Annotated in this window: 18 protein-coding genes and 2 pseudogenes; 7 read left to right on the top strand and 13 right to left on the bottom strand. The window is 58.8% G+C overall.

Annotated features, from left to right (window positions below; translation table 11 throughout):
• Positions 1 to 95 precede the first annotated feature (95 nt).
• Together yejK and CE491_RS12410 are read left to right on the top strand one after the other, a co-directional pair.
• Entirely contained in the window at positions 96 to 1,097 is a 1,002-nt protein-coding gene (gene yejK, locus CE491_RS12415) for a nucleoid-associated protein YejK (protein WP_110948637.1), read from the top strand.
• A 5-nt stretch (positions 1,098 to 1,102) separates the two neighbouring features.
• Positions 1,103 to 1,453, top strand: coding sequence for a glutaredoxin family protein (locus CE491_RS12410; protein ID WP_110948636.1), 351 nt, complete (start codon positions 1,103 to 1,105; stop codon positions 1,451 to 1,453).
• 1 nt (position 1,454) lies between these two features.
• On the opposite strand, the gene CE491_RS12405 is transcribed toward CE491_RS12410, so the two are convergent.
• Positions 1,455 to 2,387, bottom strand: coding sequence for a glutathione S-transferase family protein (locus CE491_RS12405; RefSeq protein ID WP_110948635.1), 933 nt, complete (start codon positions 2,385 to 2,387; stop codon positions 1,455 to 1,457).
• A gap of 191 nt (positions 2,388 to 2,578) precedes the next feature.
• Here CE491_RS12405 and CE491_RS12400 point away from each other — a divergent pair, with 191 nt between their 5' ends.
• The gene (locus CE491_RS12400) at positions 2,579 to 3,544 is read left to right on the top strand and encodes a hypothetical protein (protein WP_110948634.1); all 966 of its coding nucleotides are present in this window, start codon (positions 2,579 to 2,581) and stop codon (positions 3,542 to 3,544) included.
• Here CE491_RS12400 and CE491_RS12395 read toward each other — a convergent pair.
• The 7 genes from CE491_RS12395 to CE491_RS12365 all read right to left on the bottom strand — a co-directional run bounded on the left by CE491_RS12395 (position 3,528) and on the right by CE491_RS12365 (position 10,136).
• On the bottom strand, positions 3,528 to 3,863 hold the full coding sequence (locus CE491_RS12395; RefSeq protein WP_110948633.1) for a GIY-YIG nuclease family protein: 336 nt from the start codon (positions 3,861 to 3,863) through the stop codon (positions 3,528 to 3,530). The genes CE491_RS12400 and CE491_RS12395 overlap by 17 nt on opposite strands.
• 46 nt (positions 3,864 to 3,909) lie before the next feature.
• Entirely contained in the window at positions 3,910 to 4,395 is a 486-nt protein-coding gene (locus CE491_RS12390; RefSeq protein WP_110948632.1) for a nuclear transport factor 2 family protein, read from the bottom strand.
• 88 nt (positions 4,396 to 4,483) lie between these two features.
• The gene (locus CE491_RS12385) at positions 4,484 to 5,791 is read right to left on the bottom strand and encodes a CynX/NimT family MFS transporter (protein ID WP_110948631.1); all 1,308 of its coding nucleotides are present in this window, start codon (positions 5,789 to 5,791) and stop codon (positions 4,484 to 4,486) included.
• Positions 5,792 to 5,974: 183 nt separating this feature from the next.
• Positions 5,975 to 6,739, bottom strand: coding sequence for an amino acid ABC transporter ATP-binding protein (locus CE491_RS12380; RefSeq protein WP_110948630.1), 765 nt, complete (start codon positions 6,737 to 6,739; stop codon positions 5,975 to 5,977).
• 10 nt (positions 6,740 to 6,749) lie between these two features.
• Positions 6,750 to 7,847, bottom strand: a complete 1,098-nt coding sequence (locus CE491_RS12375) for an amino acid ABC transporter permease (protein WP_110948629.1) — start codon at positions 7,845 to 7,847, stop codon at positions 6,750 to 6,752.
• A gap of 10 nt (positions 7,848 to 7,857) precedes the next feature.
• Positions 7,858 to 9,039 (bottom strand): amino acid ABC transporter permease, encoded by a 1,182-nt coding sequence (locus CE491_RS12370; RefSeq protein WP_110948628.1) that lies wholly within the window; start codon positions 9,037 to 9,039, stop codon positions 7,858 to 7,860.
• 65 nt (positions 9,040 to 9,104) lie between these two features.
• The gene (locus CE491_RS12365) at positions 9,105 to 10,136 is read right to left on the bottom strand and encodes an amino acid ABC transporter substrate-binding protein (protein ID WP_110948627.1); all 1,032 of its coding nucleotides are present in this window, start codon (positions 10,134 to 10,136) and stop codon (positions 9,105 to 9,107) included.
• 494 nt (positions 10,137 to 10,630) lie between these two features.
• Here CE491_RS12365 and CE491_RS12355 point away from each other — a divergent pair, with 494 nt between their 5' ends.
• Both CE491_RS12355 and rhlB read left to right on the top strand, forming a co-directional pair.
• Positions 10,631 to 11,287 carry an alpha/beta hydrolase gene (locus tag CE491_RS12355; protein ID WP_110948625.1) on the top strand — a complete coding sequence of 219 codons (657 nt, stop codon included), beginning with the start codon at positions 10,631 to 10,633 and terminating at the stop codon, positions 11,285 to 11,287.
• A gap of 282 nt (positions 11,288 to 11,569) precedes the next feature.
• Positions 11,570 to 12,865 (top strand): annotated as a pseudogene (gene rhlB, locus CE491_RS12350) (ATP-dependent RNA helicase RhlB); the annotation flags it as partial.
• Positions 12,866 to 13,013: 148 nt separating this feature from the next.
• On the opposite strand, the gene moaE reads toward rhlB, so the two are convergent.
• The 5 genes and pseudogenes from moaE to CE491_RS12325 form a co-directional block, all read right to left on the bottom strand.
• A complete protein-coding gene (gene moaE, locus CE491_RS12345; RefSeq protein ID WP_110948624.1) occupies positions 13,014 to 13,463 on the bottom strand; it encodes a molybdopterin synthase catalytic subunit MoaE in 450 nt (149 codons plus the stop codon).
• A gap of 2 nt (positions 13,464 to 13,465) precedes the next feature.
• Positions 13,466 to 13,717 carry a MoaD/ThiS family protein gene (locus CE491_RS12340; protein WP_407681340.1) on the bottom strand — a complete coding sequence of 84 codons (252 nt, stop codon included), beginning with the start codon at positions 13,715 to 13,717 and terminating at the stop codon, positions 13,466 to 13,468.
• Positions 13,714 to 14,199, bottom strand: a complete 486-nt coding sequence (gene moaC, locus CE491_RS12335) for a cyclic pyranopterin monophosphate synthase MoaC (protein ID WP_110948623.1) — start codon at positions 14,197 to 14,199, stop codon at positions 13,714 to 13,716. Before moaC ends, CE491_RS12340 begins: the two co-directional genes overlap by 4 nt.
• A 224-nt stretch (positions 14,200 to 14,423) precedes the next feature.
• The gene (locus tag CE491_RS12330; protein ID WP_110948622.1) at positions 14,424 to 15,818 is read right to left on the bottom strand and encodes a PhoH family protein; all 1,395 of its coding nucleotides are present in this window, start codon (positions 15,816 to 15,818) and stop codon (positions 14,424 to 14,426) included.
• 413 nt (positions 15,819 to 16,231) lie between these two features.
• Positions 16,232 to 17,395: pseudogene (locus tag CE491_RS12325) on the bottom strand (polysaccharide deacetylase family protein); the annotation flags it as partial.
• Positions 17,396 to 17,680: 285 nt separating this feature from the next.
• Here CE491_RS12325 and yaaA point away from each other — a divergent pair.
• Together yaaA and CE491_RS12315 are read left to right on the top strand one after the other, a co-directional pair.
• Positions 17,681 to 18,460, top strand: a complete 780-nt coding sequence (gene yaaA, locus CE491_RS12320) for a peroxide stress protein YaaA (RefSeq protein WP_110948620.1) — start codon at positions 17,681 to 17,683, stop codon at positions 18,458 to 18,460.
• 1,044 nt (positions 18,461 to 19,504) lie between these two features.
• Entirely contained in the window at positions 19,505 to 20,821 is a 1,317-nt protein-coding gene (locus CE491_RS12315) for a nucleotide sugar dehydrogenase (protein ID WP_110948619.1), read from the top strand.
• Positions 20,822 to 20,915 lie beyond the last annotated feature (94 nt).

The raw sequence follows: 20,915 nt of genomic DNA, 5'->3' as shown, positions 1-20,915 counted from the left end.
CAGCGCGCTCCAAGCCGAGTCTGCGGTACACTTGCCGACTTTCGCACGGGTCTAGCTTGCCCCCGTTCAGTTCCACTTCAGCAGCCGAGAAATCCATGCCGATCCGTCATGCCATCGTTCACCTGATCGACAAGAAACCCGACGGTACGCCCGCAGTCCTCCACGCCCGAGATTCCGAACTCGCGGAGTCCCAGGCCATCGAGAACATGCTGGCCGACCTCAACGAGAGCTATAACGCCAAGCAAGGCAAAGCCTGGGGGTTGTTTCATCCGGAGTCCGGCGCGCACCCCTTCAGCGGCTGGCTGAAGGAATACGTCGACGAGGGCAAGGACTTCACCGCCTTCAGCCGCGTAGCGGTCGAGCACCTGCAGAAGCTGATGGAGGAGTCCAACCTGTCGGTGGGCGGCCACGTGCTTTTCGCCCACTACCAGCAAGGCATGACCGAATACCTGGCCATCGCCCTGCTGCACCACAGCGAAGGCGTGGCGGTGAACGAAGCGCTGGATGTCACGCCGTCGCGCCATCTGGACCTGGGTCAGCTGCATCTGGCCGCACGGATCAACATTTCCGAATGGCAGAACAACAAGGCGTCCAAGCAATACATCTCGTTCATCAAGGGCAAGAACGGCAAGAAGGTCTCCGAGTATTTCCGCGACTTCATCGGTTGTCAGGAAGGCGTGGACGGACCCGGCGAAACCCGCACCCTGCTCAAGGCCTTCAGCGATTTCGTCGAAAGCGAAGACCTGCCGGAAGAGTCCACCCGCGAGAAAACCAAGGCTCTGGTCGACTACGCCAGCAGCCAGAGCAAGATGGGCGAGCCTATCGCCCTGGAAGAGCTCTCCGGCCTGATCGACGAAGACCGCCCGCGCGCCTTCTACGAGCACATCCGCAACAAGGACTATGGCCTGTCGCCGGAAATCCCCGCCGATAAACGCACGCTCAACCAGTTCCGTCGTTTTACTGGCCGCGCCGAAGGGCTTTCGATCAGCTTCGAAGCGCATCTGCTGGGCGACAAGATCGAGTACGACGAAGAGAAAGGCACGCTAATCATCAAGGGCCTGCCAACCCAACTGACCGACCAGTTGAAGAGGCGCTGATTTCAATGCTCTGGCGCACGCTCAAGAAGTTCGTCCTGATCATGCTGGTGGTCGTGGTCTATCAGAACTGGGGCAAGATCGAACATTTCGTCAACCCGTCCCAGGCTGTGTCCACGCAGGCTCAGGCGCAGGCCAAAGTGGTGCTGTACGCCACCGACTGGTGTGGCTACTGCAAACAGACGCGGCGCTTCCTCGATAGCAAGGGCATCCCCTACACCGAGTTTGACATCGAGAAGTCCAAGGAAGGCCGCAAGGCTTATGAGGCGCTGGGTGGGCGCGGCATTCCTCTGATCGACGTCAACGGCACGCTGATCAGAGGGTTTTCGCCGGATGAGATATTGGCTGCGTTGAAGTGACTCAGCGCTTGGCGATACGAAATCCATAACGCGGAAAGTGCACATGCAACGTGCCTGCACGTCCGTCCTCGCGACGCACAATGATTTCCTCGCGGCCGTTGAATACCAGCTCGCCCTCCACCGGGTCCACGCCGTAGTCCACGGCTGACACGCTGACCTGGTCGCCCACGTTGAATCCGTTTGGATCAGTGAACGCCTCCTCGGGCAACTGCGCCGGGGTCGCGCTGTGCGCGATCTCGATGGCATCGGCCGGGCTCAACTCGCTGGCCGCCCCATGGCCGAAACCGATAACCCGTTGGTACCAGGCCAACACGGCCGGGTAGTCATCGACCAGCGGCGCGGTGACCGGCGTTTGTTTCAAAAACCACAGGGTGTGCGCCACCGAGAAGTCGGCAATCGACGGTACGCCCAGCAGGAAATCGCCATTGCGCTCCAGCTGAGTGTCGAGGCGACTCATCAAGGTCGGCCACTGATGCTGCGCCAGTTCCAGTGGCAGGCGGGTTGCGCTACCTCCGTCAAAGAACATCGAACGGTCGGCCACGAAAGCCTTCACGGCCTCAGGCGGCACCTTGGCGAAGCGTACGGCCAGTGACGCCGGCTGGAACACCAGGCTGACCGAGTGCAGAAACAGCACCGAATCCGCCCAGTTGGCCAGGCTCGCGGCGGTGAACTCCTGGCCTTCCGGGTAGAAGGTCGGCGCGGACTTTTCAGCCTCGAGACGACGAGCGATCAATGCAGTATCGCAGTAGATATCAGCACCAACCTGCAGCACCGGCGTCTTGCGATAACCGCCAGTAAGCGCCGTGACATCAGGCTTTGGCAGGATCGACGGGATGATCACCGAGCGCCATGAGAGCCCTTTGAAGCCGAGCATCAGGCGCGCTTTTTCGGAGAACAGGGATGTTGGGTAGTGATGCAGGATCAGTTCTGACATGTGCTCTCGAAGCCTCGTCTGGGGAGGGGTCAGACTAGTGGGTCTGTGAAAGTGCGTCGAGTGACGACACTGCCAAAACAGATGCTCGCAATAATCCACACTCGACTTATCGCAAGATGTTCCAACGTGAATCTCATGATCCGAATGCAGGCGCCTACCCTTGAGTGAGTACCAGGGAAGGAGCTCTCATCATGAAGATGTTCGTAAAATGCCTGACCATTTCCAGCTTGCTGCTGACCGGCTGCGAATCCGTCACACCGCAGCGTCCCACCCCGCCCGTGACCACGGCGCATAATCCGACACATACAGCTCAATCATTCGATGATCTGGTAGCGTCCCTTAATCGCCTGTACAACGATGAGCAACAGGACTGCAGAGAGATCGGCAGCAACCTCCCACGCGGCTTTTACTATTGCAGCGGCATCATCATCCGCGCGACCGCCGATGGCGATTATCTGCCCTGGACGCATAGCCCTGGCTCTATCGAGCGAGGATCAGCGTCATTTTCCTGGTTTCGAAAAGACGACCATCCGGAGCTGATGCTTCAACCTTCTGGCTTCATCCTGCGCAACGCGGTGGAGGGCAATCGCCTGGGATTGCCGGCCTTTGACGCAGGTTTCATCTGCCTGTTTCCAAAGGACGCTTCCACTACCGGCAACCCTCTGCACAATGGCTGCATAAGCCGGTTTGGCAAACCGGTTGTACACCAGGCACATCCGCAACCGGACGTACCTCATCGCAACGCGGAGTTTGCCTGGGGGTCCTGCGAAGACCTGGGTATCACGACGCTGCAACAGTGGATGGACTATGCCGGGGATATGTCGGGTAACTACTACACCGAAACCCAGTGTTCATGGAACGCGGACAGCCAGAATGGCTGGCGCAATTCGATCGCCATGCAGGCCCATTACCCCGAGTACGATTTCCTTTGGAATGAGTTGCTCATGGCAACCGTGGATGACGGCTATCCCTTGAAGGATCAGATTTCCGCCGTTTTCTTGAATGCCGCCAGCTACGACCAGGGGCTGGAGCCGGCACGAAACTTTCAGCGCAAGCTCGTCGCCAATGGCAGTTACGCCCCTATCGTGCGCCTGGATCTGTCATCGGCTCAGCCGTTTTCGTTCCACCAGGAAGATCAAGTCACAGCTGCGCCTTGATTTCGCTCACCTGCAGCGCGGCGCCGCCAACGGCGGCCAGCTTTTCTTTGGCCGCCTTACTGAGTTTCTTGATCGCCAGTTCCTGACGCAGCGCCGCACCCTTGCTTTCCAGAGCCTGGATATACACCAATGCCACCGCCGGACTGGAATGGAAGAACCGCGCGCCCTTGCCGCTCTGGTGCTTGGCGAAGCGCTTATGCGGGTCGTCGCTGATCCCGCAATATAACGAGCCGTTCGCGGCGCGCACCAGATACACAAACCAGGGCTTCGGCGTGGGGATTATGGCTATCGGAGCAGCAGCGATGGCGGTGTCAGTCATAAGGCATCGAGATTTAACGCAAGGGAGCGGCGATTCTAGCAGAGCATTACCGGCCGGCCTGAAATGCCTTCAACCCCTTCTGCGCCTGAGCACGGATCGCGCCCTGCACGAAAGGTGTCCAGCCCAACAGCGCGCCCTTTGCACCGAGTGCCTGTCGTGACCAGCGCCACAAATCGAAGCTGTCGTGATGCTCGCAGATCTTGCCGTCACGAAAGACGAAGCGCGCCTGAATATCGTTGATCACGGTGCGACCGGTCTGGCTGAACAGATAAGTCGCAACCCAATGCGCGCCACCGGTACGTTCGTCTGCCCGCACGGTATCGAACCGCAGCGAGAAGGCCTTCGCATGCGACGCCAGCATCCGCCACATGTCGCCGACCTCACGACCGCGCAACTGGCCGAATACCGGGTCGCTGAACAGCACATCGTCGGTGTAACAAGCGGCCATGGTTTCGGCGTCGAGGCGATTGAACGCTGCATAAAACCGGGTGATCAGCGCTTGGTTGTGCTCACTCTGGTGGTTTTCGCTCATGCGGCTGGCATCCAGGAAAAAAGACGCCTGCACGATAAGCGGCAATTCAGTGTTTTGCCACGGACATTCGCCGGACAAATACCCCGACTCAGACTTTTTCGCTGGTGACATCCACATAAAGCGCACGCCCCGCGCCCATACCCGCGAGGATCGCGGCCACGCCGATCACGCCGAAAATCCAGCCCACGGCGCTCCAGTTGCCGGTCCAGTCGTGCACCACGCCGACCGCGAACGGCCCCAGCGATGCCAGGGTATAACCCACGCCCTGAGCCATGCTCGACAGGTTGGCGGCGACGTGGGAATCCCGCGAGCGCAGGACGATCAGGGTCAGCGCCAGACTGAATGTGCCGCCCTGCCCCAGGCCCAGCACGACGGCCCAAAACCACAGCTGATTGACCGGCGCATACAGACAGCCGTAGAGACCGCCGAGGGTCAGCAGCATGACCACCAGAATCGCCAGCCGTTGATCCTTGCCACGGGTGGCGAGCCATGGAGCGGTGAGCGAGCTGATCAGCTGAACCATGATCGAGCCTGACAGCAGCAGGCCCGCTTCGGTGGGCGTCAGGCCGCGACCGATGAGAATTGAAGGCAGCCAGCCAAACACGATGTACGCCAACGAAGATTGCAGCCCCATGTACAGCGTGACCTGCCGAGCGAGCCGATCACGAAACAGGCCGCGCACGCGATAGGCCGCCTGGTGTTGGCCGTGGCTTTGACGTGTCTGCGGCCACCAGAAAACGGCAGCGAGCAGCGCCGGGACGATCCAGAAACCCAGGCCAATGGTCCAGCTGTCGCCGGCGCCGTTCCCCAGGGCTTGGCTCAACGGCACGGTCGAGCCCGCTGCCACCGCCGCGCCCAGACACAGCGCCATGGTGTAGACACCGGTCATGGTGCCCGCCTGTTTGGCGAAATCGCGTTTGACGATGCCCGGCAGCAGCACACCGATGATGCCGATGCTCGCACCGGCCATGATGCTGCCCGCGAACAGACCCACCTGGCCAAACGAACTGCGCAGCAGGATCCCGCACGTCAGGGTCATCAGAATGCCCAGCACCACGCGCTCACTGCCGAAGCGCCTCGCCAGAATCGGTGCCAATGGTGCGAAAAGCCCAAGGCACAAAACAGGCAAAGTCGTCAGAAGCCCGGCTTTGGCCGCGGACAATCCAAGGCTGGTCGACACTTCACTGAGCAACGGCGCCATGCTCGACAGCGCCGGGCGCAGGTTCAACGCCACCAGCACCAATCCGAACAGCAGAAACCACGGGCGTTTCAGCACCGGCCGATGCTGTTGAACCTGCTCGTCGTCAGCCTCCGCGTCGATCAGCAGCTCGTCGATTTCATGATGCTTGGGGGAAAGGGGTGGCGTGTCGCTCGTCGGTGGCGCCTTGGTCGTCATGGGGTTCTCGTGAGGGCAGGATGTGTAACAGCGCATTGCGCAAAGGTGCAATCCTGTTGGAGAACGGCAAAGAACACAAGTTTTGCGGGGATTGGGTACAGTTTTAACCGATTGGAACACTAATGATTTCGCGACAAAAACCCGGGCACAAGGCCCGGGTTTCTGGGTACAGCGGCTATTAACTCAGTGCAAAATCTGGCTGAGGAACAGTCGGGTGCGGTCGCTTTGCGGGTTGTCGAAGAAGTCGTTGGGGGCGGCCTGTTCGACGATCTCGCCTTTGTCCATGAAGATCACGCGGTTGGCCACGGTGCGGGCGAAGCCCATTTCGTGGGTCACGCAGAGCATGGTCATGCCTTCTTCAGCCAGACCGACCATGGTGTCCAGCACCTCTTTGACCATTTCCGGATCGAGTGCCGAGGTCGGTTCGTCGAACAGCATGATTTTCGGCTTCATGCACAGCGCGCGGGCGATGGCCACACGCTGCTGCTGGCCACCGGAGAGCTGGCCCGGAAATTTGTGCGCCTGCTCTGGAATGCGTACGCGCTCCAGGTAGTGCATGGCGATTTCTTCAGCCTTTTTCTTCGGCATCTTGCGTACCCACATCGGCGCCAGCGTGCAGTTCTGCAGGATGGTCAAGTGCGGGAACAGGTTGAAGTGCTGGAACACCATGCCGACTTCGCGGCGAATGGTTTCGATCTGCTTAAGGTCCGAAGTCAGTTCGGTGCCATCGACGACGATACGACCTTGCTGATGCTCTTCCAGGCGGTTGAGGCAGCGAATGGTGGTCGACTTGCCCGAGCCCGACGGGCCGCACAGAACGATACGCTCGCCCTGACGAACGTTCAGGTTGATGTCTTTCAACACGTGGAACTGGCCGTACCACTTGTGTACGCCCTCCATCCGGATCATGCCTTCGGCGCCCAGAGGCTTGCTGATAGCTTCACTCATCACATAACTCCTAACGCTTGTGGCCTGTGTCCAACTTACGCTCCAAATGCATGGAGTAGCGGGACATGCCGAAACAGAAGATCCAGAACACCAGGGCCGCGAAGACGTAACCCTCGGTCGCCATGCCGAGCCAGTTCGGGTCGGCGGCAGCTTGCTTGACGCTGTTGAGCAGATCGAACAGGCCGATGATGATCACAAGACTGGTGTCCTTGAACAACGCAATCACCGTGTTCACCAGACCGGGAATCACCAGCTTCAGGGCTTGCGGCAGAATCACCAGGCCCATGCGACGCCAGTAGCCCAGGCCCATGGCCGCGGCCGCTTCATACTGACCCTTGGGAATGGCCTGCATGCCGCCACGGACCACTTCGGCGACATACGCCGACTGGAACATGATCACCCCGATCAGGGCGCGCAGCAGCTTGTCGAAGTTCATGCCTTCAGGCAGGAACAGCGGCAGCATCACCGAGGACATGAACAGTACGGTGATCAGCGGAACCCCGCGCCAGAACTCGATGAAGGTCACGCAGAGCACGCGAATGGCCGGCATGTCGGAGCGACGCCCCAGCGCCAGAACGACGCCCAGCGGCAGCGCACCGGCGATACCGACCGTGGCGATGACCAGCGTCAGCATCAGACCGCCCCACTGGCTGGTTGCCACTTCGGTCATGCCGAAGATGCCGCCATGCAGCAGGAAGAACGCGACGATCGGGTAGATCACCAGAAAGCTCAGGCCGTAGATCGCTTTGCGGGGCATGGCTTTGATAAACAGCGGCGCTACGCCGATGATCGCCAACCAAACGGTCAGGTCGACCCTCCAGCGCAATTCCTGCGGGTAGTAGCCGTACATGAACTGGCCGAAACGCTGCTCGATGAAGACCCAGCAGGCGCCGGCCTTGGTGCAATCGGCGCGGGTGCTGCCGACCCAGTTGGCGTCGAACAGCGTCCAGCTCAGCAACGGTGGAACCACCAGCCAGATCAGATAGATCGCGAACAGGGTCAACAGCGTGTTGATCCAGTTTGAGAACAGGTTCTGGCGCATCCAGGCCACCGGGCCGAAGACTTTGCTCGGCGGCGGCATGTCGGGTTTGAAAGTATGGGATGTCATGCGCGTTTCCTCACCGCTCGATCAGCGCAATGCGCTTGTTGTACCAGTTCATCAGCAGGGAAATGCTGATACTGATCGCCAGGTACACGCTCATGGTGATGGCAATGACTTCAATGGCCTGACCGGTCTGGTTCAGCACGGTACCGGCGAACAGCGAAACCATTTCCGGATAACCGATACCGGCGGCCAGCGAAGAGTTCTTCGCCAGGTTCAGGTATTGGCTGGTCAATGGTGGAATGATCACCCGCAGCGCTTGCGGGATGATGACCTTGCGCAGGGTAGGACCCGGGCGCAGGCCCAGCGAGCGCGCGGCTTCGGTCTGGCCGTGGCTGACCGACTTGATGCCCGAACGCACGATTTCAGCGATGAACGCCGCGGTATACACCGTCAATGCAAGGGTCAGGGCCAACAGTTCGGGAATCAACACCCAACCACCGACGAAGTTGAACCCCTTGAGTTCAGGGAATTCCCAATGCACCGGCGCACCGAAGACCAGCGCGCACAGCGCCGGGATGACGATGAACAGCGCAAGGCCGGCCCAGAATTTGTGGAACGGAACGCCAGTGGCTTCAAAGCGTTTGTTCGCCCACTTGGCCATGAACACGATGGCGACGATGGCCAGCACGATGCTGATTACGAATGGCCAGGCAGCGTCGGTCGCGATCGCTGCCGGCATGTTCAGGCCGCGACTGCTGACATAAGACGAACCCAGGAAGCCGTGAGCGGCCCGTGGGCCAGGCAGGGTCAGGAACACTGCGAAGTACCAGAACAGGATCTGCAGCAGTGGCGGAATGTTACGGAACACTTCGACGTAAACCGTCGCCAGCTTGTTGATGATCCAGTTGTTGGACAGACGCGCCACGCCGACGATGAAGCCGAGCAGGGTCGCGAGAATCACGCCGATGAACGTCACCAGCAGCGTGTTGAGTAAGCCGATGAGGAAAACACGCGAATACGAGTCTGACTCCTTGAAGGGAATCAGGTGCTGCGCGATGCCGAAGCCGGCACTGTTTTCAAGGAACCCGAAACCTGAAGTGATGCCCCGGTGTTGCAGGTTGGTTTGAGTGTTATCGAACAGATACCAACCCATCGCGACTACTGCGATAACCGTGATTATCTGAAATAGCCACGCACGCACTTTGGGATCGCTGAGGGTTAGCCTCTGCTTGGGTGCGCTGATTTGATTTTGCATGGAGTGCCCCAGAAGAAATGCAACGAAGCACCCGGCTGCGGATCACGCGGCCGGGCGCAGGTCAATCAACGCACTGGTGGCGCGTATTGAATGCCGCCGTTGGTCCACAGAGCGTTCTGACCACGGTCGATTTCCAGAGGAGTGCCTTTACCCAGGTTCTTCTCGAAGATTTCGCCGTAGTTACCGACTTGTGCAACGATCTTGACGACCCAGTCCTTCGGCAGTTTCAGCTGCGGACCGTAGTCCCCGTCGGCACCCAGCAGTCGGGCAACGTCAGGGTTCTTGGTGGATTTGGCTTCGGCTTCGACGTTTTTCGACGTCACGCCAGCCTCTTCAGTGTTCAGCAGCGCATAGCCAACCCAGCGAACGATGGAGGTCCACTCGTCATCGCCACGGGCAACAACCGGCGCCAGAGGCTCTTTGGAGATGGTTTCAGGCAGAACGACGTAGTCTTTCGGCGAGGCCAGTTTGGAGCGTTGTGCGTAGAGCTGCGATTTGTCGGAGGTCAGCACGTCGCAACGACCGGATTCCAGCGACTTGGCGCTTTCATCGGAGGTGTCGAAGGTGATCGGGGTGTATTTGAGGTTGTTGGCGCGGAAGTAGTCGGACACGTTCAGTTCGGTAGTGGTACCGGCCTGAATACAGATGGTCGCGCCGTCCAGTTCCTTGGCACTTTTCACGCCCAGCTTGTTGTTGGCCAGGAAGCCAACGCCGTCGTAGTAAGTGACAAAGCCCGGGAATTCCAGCCCCATGCTCGCATCGCGGGAGCTGGTCCAGGTGGTGTTACGCGACAGGATGTCGATTTCGCCGGACTGCAGCGCAGTGAAACGCTCCTTGGCGTTCAGCTGGCTGAACTTGACCTTCTTGGCGTCGCCAAAAACGGCAGCCGCGACAGCGCGGCAGAAGTCCGCGTCGATACCCTGGATGGTGCCGCTTTTGTCAGGTACCGAGAAGCCTGGCAAGCCGTCGCTCACGCCACACTGGATGAAGCCTTTCTTTTGAATGGCATCCAGTTTCGCGCCCGCTTGAGCGAAACCGGTCATACCGAGCGCTGCTGCGGCAGCTACTACAGCCAGGGTGGATTTCAACATCTTCATTCAAACCTCCAGTTTGCTCTTTGTTGTGTGGGAGCTTTAGCCCGTCGCACCCTTGTGAGGCATTCATGACCCGTGCTGGCTTGTTTTTGGGTCATGCGACGCAAGACCCGGATCCGAGAGCGGCATCTGGCATCTCGTCCACCGTTAAATCGGATTGTCCGGGTCAAATGGACTGAAGCCCCATGATGTCCCTGAGCCCAAAGGGCTCAAGGCGAATCGTGCCGGAGATCCTGTCGATGGACTCCATGCTGCCTCGGCGTAACAATTTGCCCGCGTCATTCGTGACTGATAGCGCAGTAGTGTTACCGCCAAGGTGAGCGCCTTCACTCCGACTGATTAGTAGCAAAGCCCGTACCACCATGGTGGCAAACTCGAATTAGCGACAGGTCAAGATCAAAACTTGTAACCTTGCGACATCTTCTTTCAAATCTGAATACCTTGGTGCACCGCCTTGAAGCAGCGCGCCAAATCCATCGCACACAAATGGAGCGCACATGAGCGAACCCTTGATCATCGAGCCTGAAAAAACAGCCGACGCCTGCGTTATCTGGCTGCACGGCCTGGGTGCAGACCGTTACGACTTCCTGCCCGTGGCCGAAGCGCTACAGCAAACCTTGCTCACCACCCGCTTCATTCTTCCGCAGGCGCCGACCCGCGCGGTTACCGTCAATGGTGGCTATGAAATGCCCAGCTGGTACGACATCAAGGCCATGAGCCCGGCCCGCGCCATCGACCGCGATCAGCTGGAAGGCTCTGCGCAGCGCGTTCTGTCGCTGATCGAAGGGCAACGGGACAGCGGCATCGACCCGGCGAGAATCTTTCTGGCAGGGTTTTCTCAGGGGGGCGCGGTGGTTCTGCACACCGCGTTTCTGCGCTGGGAAGGTCCGCTGGGCGGGGTGTTGGCGCTGTCCACCTATGCACCGACATTCAGCGACGAGATGAGCCTGTCGGCCAGTCAGCAGCGCATTGCGGTGTGTTGCTTGCATGGCAGTTACGACGAAGTGGTGCACAACGCGATGGGCAGGACCGCCTACGAGCATCTGAAAGCCCAGGGCGTCACCGTGACATGGCAGGAATACCCAATGGGCCACGAAGTGTTACCGCAGGAAATTGCCGACATAGGCGTCTGGCTCGGGGATCGGCTGCGTTAAACAGCGCATTTGTTTCTTTCTTTTGTCTGGCGGATTTGGTATGGCACTACGCCGCGCCGGGTTCTTGCTTTACACTGCCCGGCGTATATTCCTTAATCAATCGATGAGATGACCGTGCTCAAAGCACTTAAAAAAATGTTCGGTAAAAGCGAGGCTGAGCAGCTCGCGCCAGCTGCTTCTCTCCCTGTTTCCAAGAGTCCGACCGAAGGCACTTCCCGAGAAACCGTCCCACCTGTTGCGCCAACAGCAGAACCAGAGGTCGTCAGCCCGGCTACGCCCGCGCGCCCCAGGGCCGAACGCCCACGCCGCGAACGCGCGCCCAAGCCTGTCGTTGCGCCGTGGAGTGTCGATGACTTCGTGGTCGAGCCTCAGGAAGGCAAAACCCGCTTTCATGATTTCCCGCTCGCCCCGGAACTGATGCATGCCATCCAGGATCTGGGTTTCCCGTATTGCACACCGATTCAGGCGGGCGTCCTGGGCTTCACCCTCAAGGGCAAGGATGCGATCGGTCGCGCGCAGACCGGCACCGGCAAAACCGCCGCCTTTCTGATCTCGATCATCACTCAGCTGACCCAGACTCCGCCGCCGAAAGAACGCTACATGGGCGAACCCCGTGCGCTGATCATCGCGCCGACCCGCGAGCTGGTGGTGCAAATCGCCAAGGACGCCGCGGCGCTGACCAAATACACCAACCTCAACGTCATGACGTTCGTTGGCGGCATGGACTTCGATAAACAGCTCAAGCAGCTCGAGGCCCGTCATTGCGACATTCTGGTCGCCACCCCGGGCCGTCTGCTGGATTTCAACCAGCGCGGCGAAGTGCACTTGGATATGGTCGAAGTGATGGTGCTGGACGAAGCAGACCGCATGCTGGACATGGGCTTTATCCCTCAGGTGCGCTCGATCATTCGGCAGACTCCGCACAAGGGCGAGCGCCAGACGCTGTTGTTCTCGGCGACCTTCACCGAGGACGTCATGAACCTTGCCAAGCAGTGGACCACCGATCCTGCAATCGTTGAGATCGAGTCGGAAAACGTTGCCAGCGATAACGTCGAGCAGCACATCTATGCAGTGGCGGCGGCGGATAAATACAAATTGCTCTTCAACCTGATCAACGACAACGGCTGGTCGCGGGTGATGGTCTTTGCCAACCGCAAGGACGAAGTGCGACGCATTGAAGAGCGTTTGGTGCGCGATGGCGTCAACGCGGCGCAGTTGTCCGGCGATGTCCCGCAGCATAAACGCATCAAGACGCTGGAAGGTTTCCGCGAAGGCAAGATCCGCGTGCTGGTAGCCACAGACGTTGCCGGGCGCGGGATTCACATCGACGGCATCAGCCATGTGATCAACTTCACTCTGCCGGAAGTGCCGGACGACTACGTGCACCGCATCGGCCGTACCGGTCGCGCCGGCGCCGATGGGGTGTCGATCAGTTTTGCGGGGGAAGACGACTCGTATCAGCTGCCTTCCATTGAGGAAAAGCTGGGCCGCAAGATCAGCTGTGAAATGCCGCCGACCGAGTTGCTGCGAGCGGTGGTGCGACAGCCGAAGGTGCAGCCTGCGCCGGAATCGGACTGACACTGCGTCTAACGTCGGACACAAAACTGTGGGAGTGAGCCAGCTCATGAAAGCGGCCGCTCAGTTACCTTGATGTAGCTGACAGAGCGCCTTCGTGAGCAAGCTCACTCCCACAGGCATTTCACCGCCACTCAGATCCCCAACCGGCCTATTTCCAGCGATCCGCGGCCTTGTGATCGCTCTCCCGCCCTTCCACCCAGCGCGGCCCCTCTGAGGTGGTTTCTTTTTTCCAGAACGGCGCACGGGTCTTCAGATAATCCATCACAAAGTCGCAGGCCTCGAATGCCGCCTGCCGATGAGCGCTGGCCACGCCGACAAACACGATCGGCTCTGCCGGCTCAAGCGCGCCGACACGGTGCAGCACCTCGACCTTGAGCAGCGGCCAGCGCTGTTGCGCCTCGTCAACGATCTTGCCCAGCGCCTTTTCGGTCATGCCCGGATAGTGCTCAAGAAACATCCCCGACACTTCCCGCCCGTCGTTGAAATCGCGCACGTAACCGACAAAGCTCACCACCGCGCCGACACCGACATTGGCATCGTGCATTGCATTGACTTCAGCCCCTGGATCGAACGCAGTGGCCTGCACACGAATGGCCATGCTCAACCTCCGGTAACGGTTGGAAAGAACGCCACTTCGTCCCCAGGCTCGACAGGCTCGCTCAACGAGCAGAGTTCCTGATTACGGGCGCACATGATGCTCTGCTCGCTCAGCACCTCCCACACACCGCCGCGCTGCAGCAAATACTGACGCACGGCGTCGACGGTGGCGAAGCTGCCTTCGAGATTTTCGCTCTCAATGCCCAGCGTCTCGCGAAAACGGGCGAAAAATTGCACCTGAACATGAATGGTCATGAGGCATCCACCTTGTTGTCGGCCACGAAATGCCCGCTCTTGCCGCCGGCTTTTTCAAGCAGTCGCACGTGCTCGATGACCATGCCACGGTCCACCGCCTTGCACATGTCATAGATCGTCAGCGCCGCGACGCTGGCAGCGGTCAGCGCTTCCATTTCCACCCCGGTCTGGCCGGAGAGTTTGCAGCGGGCGACGATGTGTACGGTGTCAGTGCCTTCGGCGTTGAGCTCGACCTTGACGCTGGTCAGCATCAACGGATGGCACAGGGGGATCAGATCGCTGGTTTTCTTCGCGGCCTGAATCCCGGCGATACGCGCCACGGCGAACACATCGCCTTTCGGGTGGCCGCCGGCAACGATCATTTGCAGGGTTTCGGGAAGCATGCGCACGCGCGCTTCGGCCACGGCTTCACGGGACGTCACGGCTTTTTCGGTGACGTCGACCATGTTGGCGCGACCTTGGGAATCGAGATGAGTAAGCACGGGATGACTCCTGGACAGGAGCCGGGAGTGTAGCGCTTGTACGGATCGAACTGTAGAAGCGCGCTTGCCCGCGATTGGGTCAGTTCAGCCACCTCGCGAGTAACTGATCCACCGCAATCGCGGGCAAGCGCGCTCCTACAAGTGACCTACAGCGATTCCCCTGTAGGGGTTGAGAAAAAATAGGCGCCGACACGTCGGCGCCCACGACATTGAGTAGCAACCTTTTACAAATGACTCTCCGCGTACTCGGCCAGGATCGAGCGCGGCACCCCTTGCAAGGTAATGTGCACGCCGTTGGGGAAATCCTTGAAGCGCTCCGTCAGGTAGGTCAGGCCAGAACTGGTGGCCGACAGGTAAGGGGTGTCGATCTGCGCCAGGTTACCCAGGCAGACCACCTTGGAACCGGCGCCGGCACGGGTGATGATGGTTTTCATCTGGTGCGGCGTGAGGTTCTGGCATTCGTCTATCAGGATCAGGCTTTGCTGGAAACTGCGGCCTCGAATGTAATTGAGTGATTTGAACTGCAAAGGCACTTTGCTGAGGATGTAATCGACACTGCCATGGGTGTTTTCGTCATCCATGTGCAGCGCTTCCAGGTTGTCGGTGATCGCGCCGAGCCACGGCTCCATCTTCTCCGCTTCGGTGCCGGGCAGGAAGCCGATCTCCTGATCCAGGCCCTGCACGCTGCGAGTGGCGATGATGCGGCGATAACGCTTGCTGACCATGGTCTGCTCGATGGCAGCGGCCAGCGCCAGGATGGTCTTGCCCGAGCCCGCGGCGCCAGACAGGTTGACCAGGTGGATGTCGGGGTCGAGCAGCGCGAACAACGCCAACCCTTGGTAGATGTCGCGTGGTTTCAGGCCCCAGGCTTCCTGATGCAGCAACGGCTCCTGGTGCATGTCCAGTAGCAGCAACTCATCAGGCTTGACGCCCTTGACCCAACCGACGAAGCCCTGCTCATCGATGATGAACTCATTGATGTGCACCGCTGGGATCTGCTCGGTCATCTGCACCTTATGCCAGGTGCGGCCGTGATCCTGACGGGTATCGACCTTGCTCACGCGGTCCCAGAAGGAACCGGTCATGGTGTGGTAGCCGCGCGAAAGCATCGACACGTCGTCGACCAGCTGATCGGTGCTGTAGTCCTCGGCTTCGATGCCGCAAGCGCGCGCCTTGAGGCGCATGTTGATGTCTTTGGTGACCAGCACGATGCGCACTTCCTTCTTGCGCGCGTGCATGTCGATCAGCTGATTGATGATGATGTTGTCGTTCAGGTGTTCTGGCAGAAGGCTGTTGGGCTCTTCGCGCTTGCTCATCAGGATGGACAGATAACCCTTTAAAACGCCTGTACCGCGATCAATCGGTACACCTTGTTCAACCTCCTCCGGGGTCGCTTCGCCGAGTGTCTTGTCGATCAGCCGGATAGCCTGGCGGCATTCCGCGGCGACCGAGTGCTTGCCCGCCTTGAGCTTGTCCAATTCTTCCAGGACGGTCATGGGGATTGCGACGTAGTGTTCTTCGAAATTCAGCAGTGCGTTTGGATCGTGAATCAGAACGTTGGTATCGAGCACATAGAGGATTGGCTGGTTAGAGGAAGGGGTGCGTCCGTGGTCATCCATACTCGCTCACCTTTGTAGAAGCCAGATAACGCAACACACAGCGATGCTGCGCTACGAAAAGGCCGCCGAGGCTTTCCCCTTATGGCAGGAGAAAATTGCGCAAAGTGGGGTCTGGGTGACGCCACCTGTGTTGCAGGGTTCGGCGGTCTGTTGTCGTAATACCGCAAAACCGATGACATAAAAAAGCGTTTTGATTGGAATTTGAAGTTTATTTCACCGCATGACGAATAGCCCTTGGCGGATGCCTGCCACGCGTTTACAGTCGGAAGTCCGGTCGGCGAGAAAGCCTGGTGAAATTCCGACCGTTCCTGCCTCTTATCTCCCTATTCCCCTTGATTTCCGGGCGTTTGCGCCTGATCCGTGGACTGCTGCGTCTGATCGGCTGGCTGCTCATCGGCGGGCTCGCCGCTGTCTTCATCCTCAGGCGCATCCTGATCGGTTTCGTCCGACAGTTGCTGTGGATAAATATGACAGTCTTCCCAGGAAATTCCGCTCTGAGCGGTATTGGCCATCAGCCACGGCACGGCCTGTTGCGCCTTGTCGGTGGTGTCGTGGAAAACGATGTTGCCGCGACGCCACAGCAGCATCAGGGTCAGCACACGGTGCGCGGTCTGCTCGGCGCTGATGCGTCCGGTGCCGTCCTGGGAGTCGATGTTCCAGAGCGAGACGCGCAGCTGTTGATCACGGAAAAACTGGGCGCTGTCGGCCCGACGATGCCCGTAAGGTGGGCGGAACAGCGGGACGAAATTGTCTGGGAGCATCTGCTGGGTCAGCGCTGCAGTGCGTTCAATGGAGTCCTGCCAATCGTTCCAGTGCGCATGGGAGCGATATTCCCAACCCTGAATACCCACGCACTGCTTACGGTAGAGCGTCTGCAGGGCCTGGGGCGAGGTGCTGTCGATGCGAGCTTGCAGGTTCTTGCCGAGGACGAAGAAAGTCGCGTTGATCTTCTGCTGGCGCATGAAATCGGCCAACCAGTCGGTCGCACCATCAGCAACCGTCGGACCGCTCTCGAAATTGAGCAGGAAGGTGCGATCCGGCATTTCGTCGCCGCTCAGCTCATCCGAGTTAAAGCGTTCGACCTCACTGCTGGTCTGTGGGAACAATGCTGCCATGCGCAGCAGTTCGTTCAGATAACGCTGATTGAAAGCATCGCCATGCGCCGCCCAGCGCGCATAAAAGGAATCTTCGGCGACTTTGTACTCCGCCGCACGCTGACGCAGCATGGGTACGTCGTCAACCAGCACACAGAATGAAGCATCGGCTTCACAGGAGCGCTCGGCGGCTTGCCAGTTATCGAACAGACGCGCCCATAAACGAGTGCGAATGAGGTTCACCGTGGCCATATTCAGCTGGCGCAATCCCAACCTGTCGGCCAACTGGACATCGCTGAGGTTCTCACTCTCCAGCAACTGGTGGGCGAAGCTCAGGATCTCAGCGCGGGAGGCCACATCGAACAACTGCGGGCTCTCCAGAACCTCCGGCCAGACACTGCGATCGATCGTCGCGATATCCCCGGTCGCCGCCTGGGCGTTAAGCCCCAGCAGACAGGCACCGATCAATAACAACATGCGCAAAACGATGTGCTCCCAAACCTTGAACAAAGAGGCCGAAACCGGCGAGGCACTATAGCGGATTAACTGTCGTACTCAGAGCCCGAATGCAAGCTCGATCCCGTAGGCGTGCGCTTGTCCGCGATCGCGACGAGCCTGCGCAGAAACGATATCTGACGCACCGCGATCGCGGGCAAGCGCGCTTCTGGAAAGGTAGCCATCATCCGCGGTACACCCTATCACCACCATAGCTGGAGTCCTCAGCGCGCAACCCCTAGAATCGCCCTCACGATTAAAGGAGACGACCGCATGCTGATGGTGATATCCCCAGCGAAAACCCTCGATTTCGAAACACCGCCGACCATTGAGCGCTTCACTCAGCCGCAATATCTGGATCATTCCCAGGAGCTGATCACTCAGCTGCGCGAACTGAGTCCGGCGCAGATCGGCGAGTTGATGCACCTTTCCGACAAACTCAGCGGCCTGAACGCCGCCCGTTTCGGGAGCTGGACTCCGGCCTTCACGCCGAAAAATGCCAAGCAGGCCATCCTGGCATTCAAGGGTGACGTATACACCGGCCTGGACGCGCAAACCCTTGGCGACACCGACCTGGATTACGCCCAGCAACACCTGCGCATGCTCTCCGGCCTCTACGGCCTGTTGCGCCCGCTGGACCTGATGCAGCCCTATCGCCTGGAAATGGGCACCAAACTGGCCAACGCCCGCGGCAAGGATCTCTATGCATTCTGGGGCAATCGCATCAGCGAATGGCTCAACGAAGCCCTGGCTGAGCAAGGCGACGATATCCTGCTAAACCTCGCATCCAATGAATACTTCTCGGCCGTCAAACGCCCTGCGTTGAAAGCCCGCGTTATCGACACCGAATTCCGAGACCAGAAAAACGGCCAATATAAAATCATCAGCTTCTACGCCAAAAAAGCGCGCGGCATGATGAGCCGATTCGTCATCTCCGAGCGCATCGGCAAGCCAGAACACCTGAAACAGTTCGACGTGCAGGGATACCGGTTCAGCAACGACCTCTCGACTGCGGACAAGCTGGTTTTCCTGCGGGATGAGGCCCACGCCTGAGGCCAGCGCCCAGATACGCCACTCTCCATAGCGGTCCGGTTTGCCGGCGGCAGTGATCTCAAGAACGCCACTCGGCAAGCCAGGCTGCTACGGACACTTTTGCGCGATATCTCCACACTTTCGAACGCGCCACTCAGATGACGGATGTTCACCTCCCCCCACGCTCCCAAACACCTCAACCAACCCTTCTAGATAGCCGCTAACCTGCGCGCGCACCAAAACCACTCCCAACTATCACCGCCCTCTTCGCAACTTTCCAAGTTCCCCAACTCCCTATTTGGCAGACGAACGGCATCCAAGCCAAAGCCTTGGCGCCAATAACCAGACACTCCCCAACCTCGGAACTTTTTTCTCAAAAACTTAACAACATTTTTTTAAAGCGATGCATACCTTTTCGCATAGGTGGCCAACTAACATGAACTACGCCCAACCCCTTTAATATAAAGGACCAAGCAGGAAGTGCTATCACTTTGCAATCACATCCAAAAACCAAGCTGTACCGAAAATTCTCGAAAAGAGGACGAGCGGCCAGGAACTTATGGGGAAACCTCACGCTCCTACATCCCGTAACAATTCTCGTCCACCGTGTGAGACATCTCTTACATGGCATAAGGACAGATCTGGAAGTTACTAATCAACGTAGTAAGGCCGGACAGGTCTGTGTGGTACGTGTAGGAGAGAACGCACCAAACTAGTTGAAGTAGATTGAGCAAGCACCAATCGGGTGCTCAAAGCCACTGACGAGCAGGACAATACTGAATCATGGCCAAAAGCCCTGAGCCAGAGGCGCGGCAGCGACTCAAAGCGATTCCGTGGAGTGTTATGCCATATCCCAGATCGGGAACTCATGTACATATATATGAGCTACCCGACGCTTGAAACTTGTGACATTCGAGCCCGCCTGATGCATTAAGGCCGCTCCTGTTAAATTCTGCCTGCGCTTGTGTCACGACATTAACTTGTTGTGCGGACGAGTGCGCGAAAGTTGAAAAAGAAAGTTCCTATATCCAGCCAAGTTATGGCGTGAAACTCAAGGAGATTACGATGCATATCAGCATCTTTGGTTTGGGCTATGTCGGTGCAGTATGTGCTGGTTGCCTCTCGGCACGTGGTCATGATGTGGTCGGTGTGGATATTTCCAGCGCCAAGATCGATCTGATCAATCAGGGCAAGTCTCCAATCGTGGAACCGGGTCTGGGCGAACTTCTGGACAAAGGCATCAAGACCGGAAAATTGCGCGGTACCACCGACTTCTCCGAGGCAATTCGCGCCACTGACTTGTCGATGATCTGCGTCGGCACGCCAAGCAAGAAAAACGGCGACCTGGAACTGGATTTCATCGAGTCCGTATGCCGCGAAATCGGTTTCGTACTGCGTGAAAAAACCTCGCGCCACACCATCGTCGTGCGCAGCACCGTGCTGCCGGGCACCGTCGCCAACGTGGTCATCCCGATTCTGGAAGACTGCTCGGGCAAGAAAGCCGGCGTCGACTTCGGCGTTGCAGTGAACCCTGAGTTCCTGCGTGAAAGCACCGCGATCAAAGACTACGACCATCCTCCGATGACCGTGATCGGCGAGTTCGACAAGGCCTCCGGTGACGTTCTGCAATCGCTGTATGAAGAACTCGACGCTCCGGTCATCCGCAAGGACATCGCCGTTGCCGAGATGATCAAGTACACCTGCAACGTCTGGCACGCGACCAAGGTCACCTTCGCCAATGAAATCGGCAACATCGCCAAGGCGGTCGGCGTCGACGGTCGTGAAGTGATGGACGTGGTCTGCCAGGACAAGTCCCTGAACCTGTCGCAGTACTACATGCGCCCAGGCTTCGCATTCGGCGGCTCTTGCCTGCCCAAGGACGTGCGCGCTCTCACCTACCGTGCCAGCTTCCTGGATGTCGAAGCACCGCTGCTCAACTCCCTGATGCGCAGCAACGTGTCCCAGGTGCAGAACGCCTTCGACATCGTTGCCGCCAGCGATACACGCAAGGTCGCGCTGCTGGGCCTGAGCTTCAAGGCTGGTACCGATGACCTGCGTGAAAGCCCGCTGGTCGAACTGGCCGAGATGCTGATCGGTAAAGGTTTCGACCTGAGCATCTACGACAGCAACGTCGAATACGCCCGTGTTCACGGTGCCAACAAGGATTACATCGAGTCCAAGATCCCGCACGTTTCGTCCCTGCTCAACTCGGACTTCGACGCCGTGATCGACAACTCCGACGTGATCATTCTCGGTAACCGCGACGAGCGCTTCCGCTCTCTGGCCAACAATGCGCCGGCGGGCAAGAAGGTCATCGACCTCGTCGGCTTCATGACCGGCACCACCAGCGAGAACGGTCAGACCGAAGGCATCTGCTGGTAAAGCAGCGGCAAGCTGCCAGCTTCAAGCGACAAGCGACAAGTTCAAAGCCAGCCTCAGGCCCAGGTCCAAAGCGTTTCGCGTGGACTTGCGGCTT

This window comes from Pseudomonas bohemica, assembly GCF_002934685.1.
GTDB classification, from domain to species: Bacteria; Pseudomonadota; Gammaproteobacteria; order Pseudomonadales; family Pseudomonadaceae; genus Aquipseudomonas; species Aquipseudomonas bohemica.
Note: the sequence above shows the minus strand (reverse complement) of the source record. Positions and strands in the feature narration are given on the sequence as shown.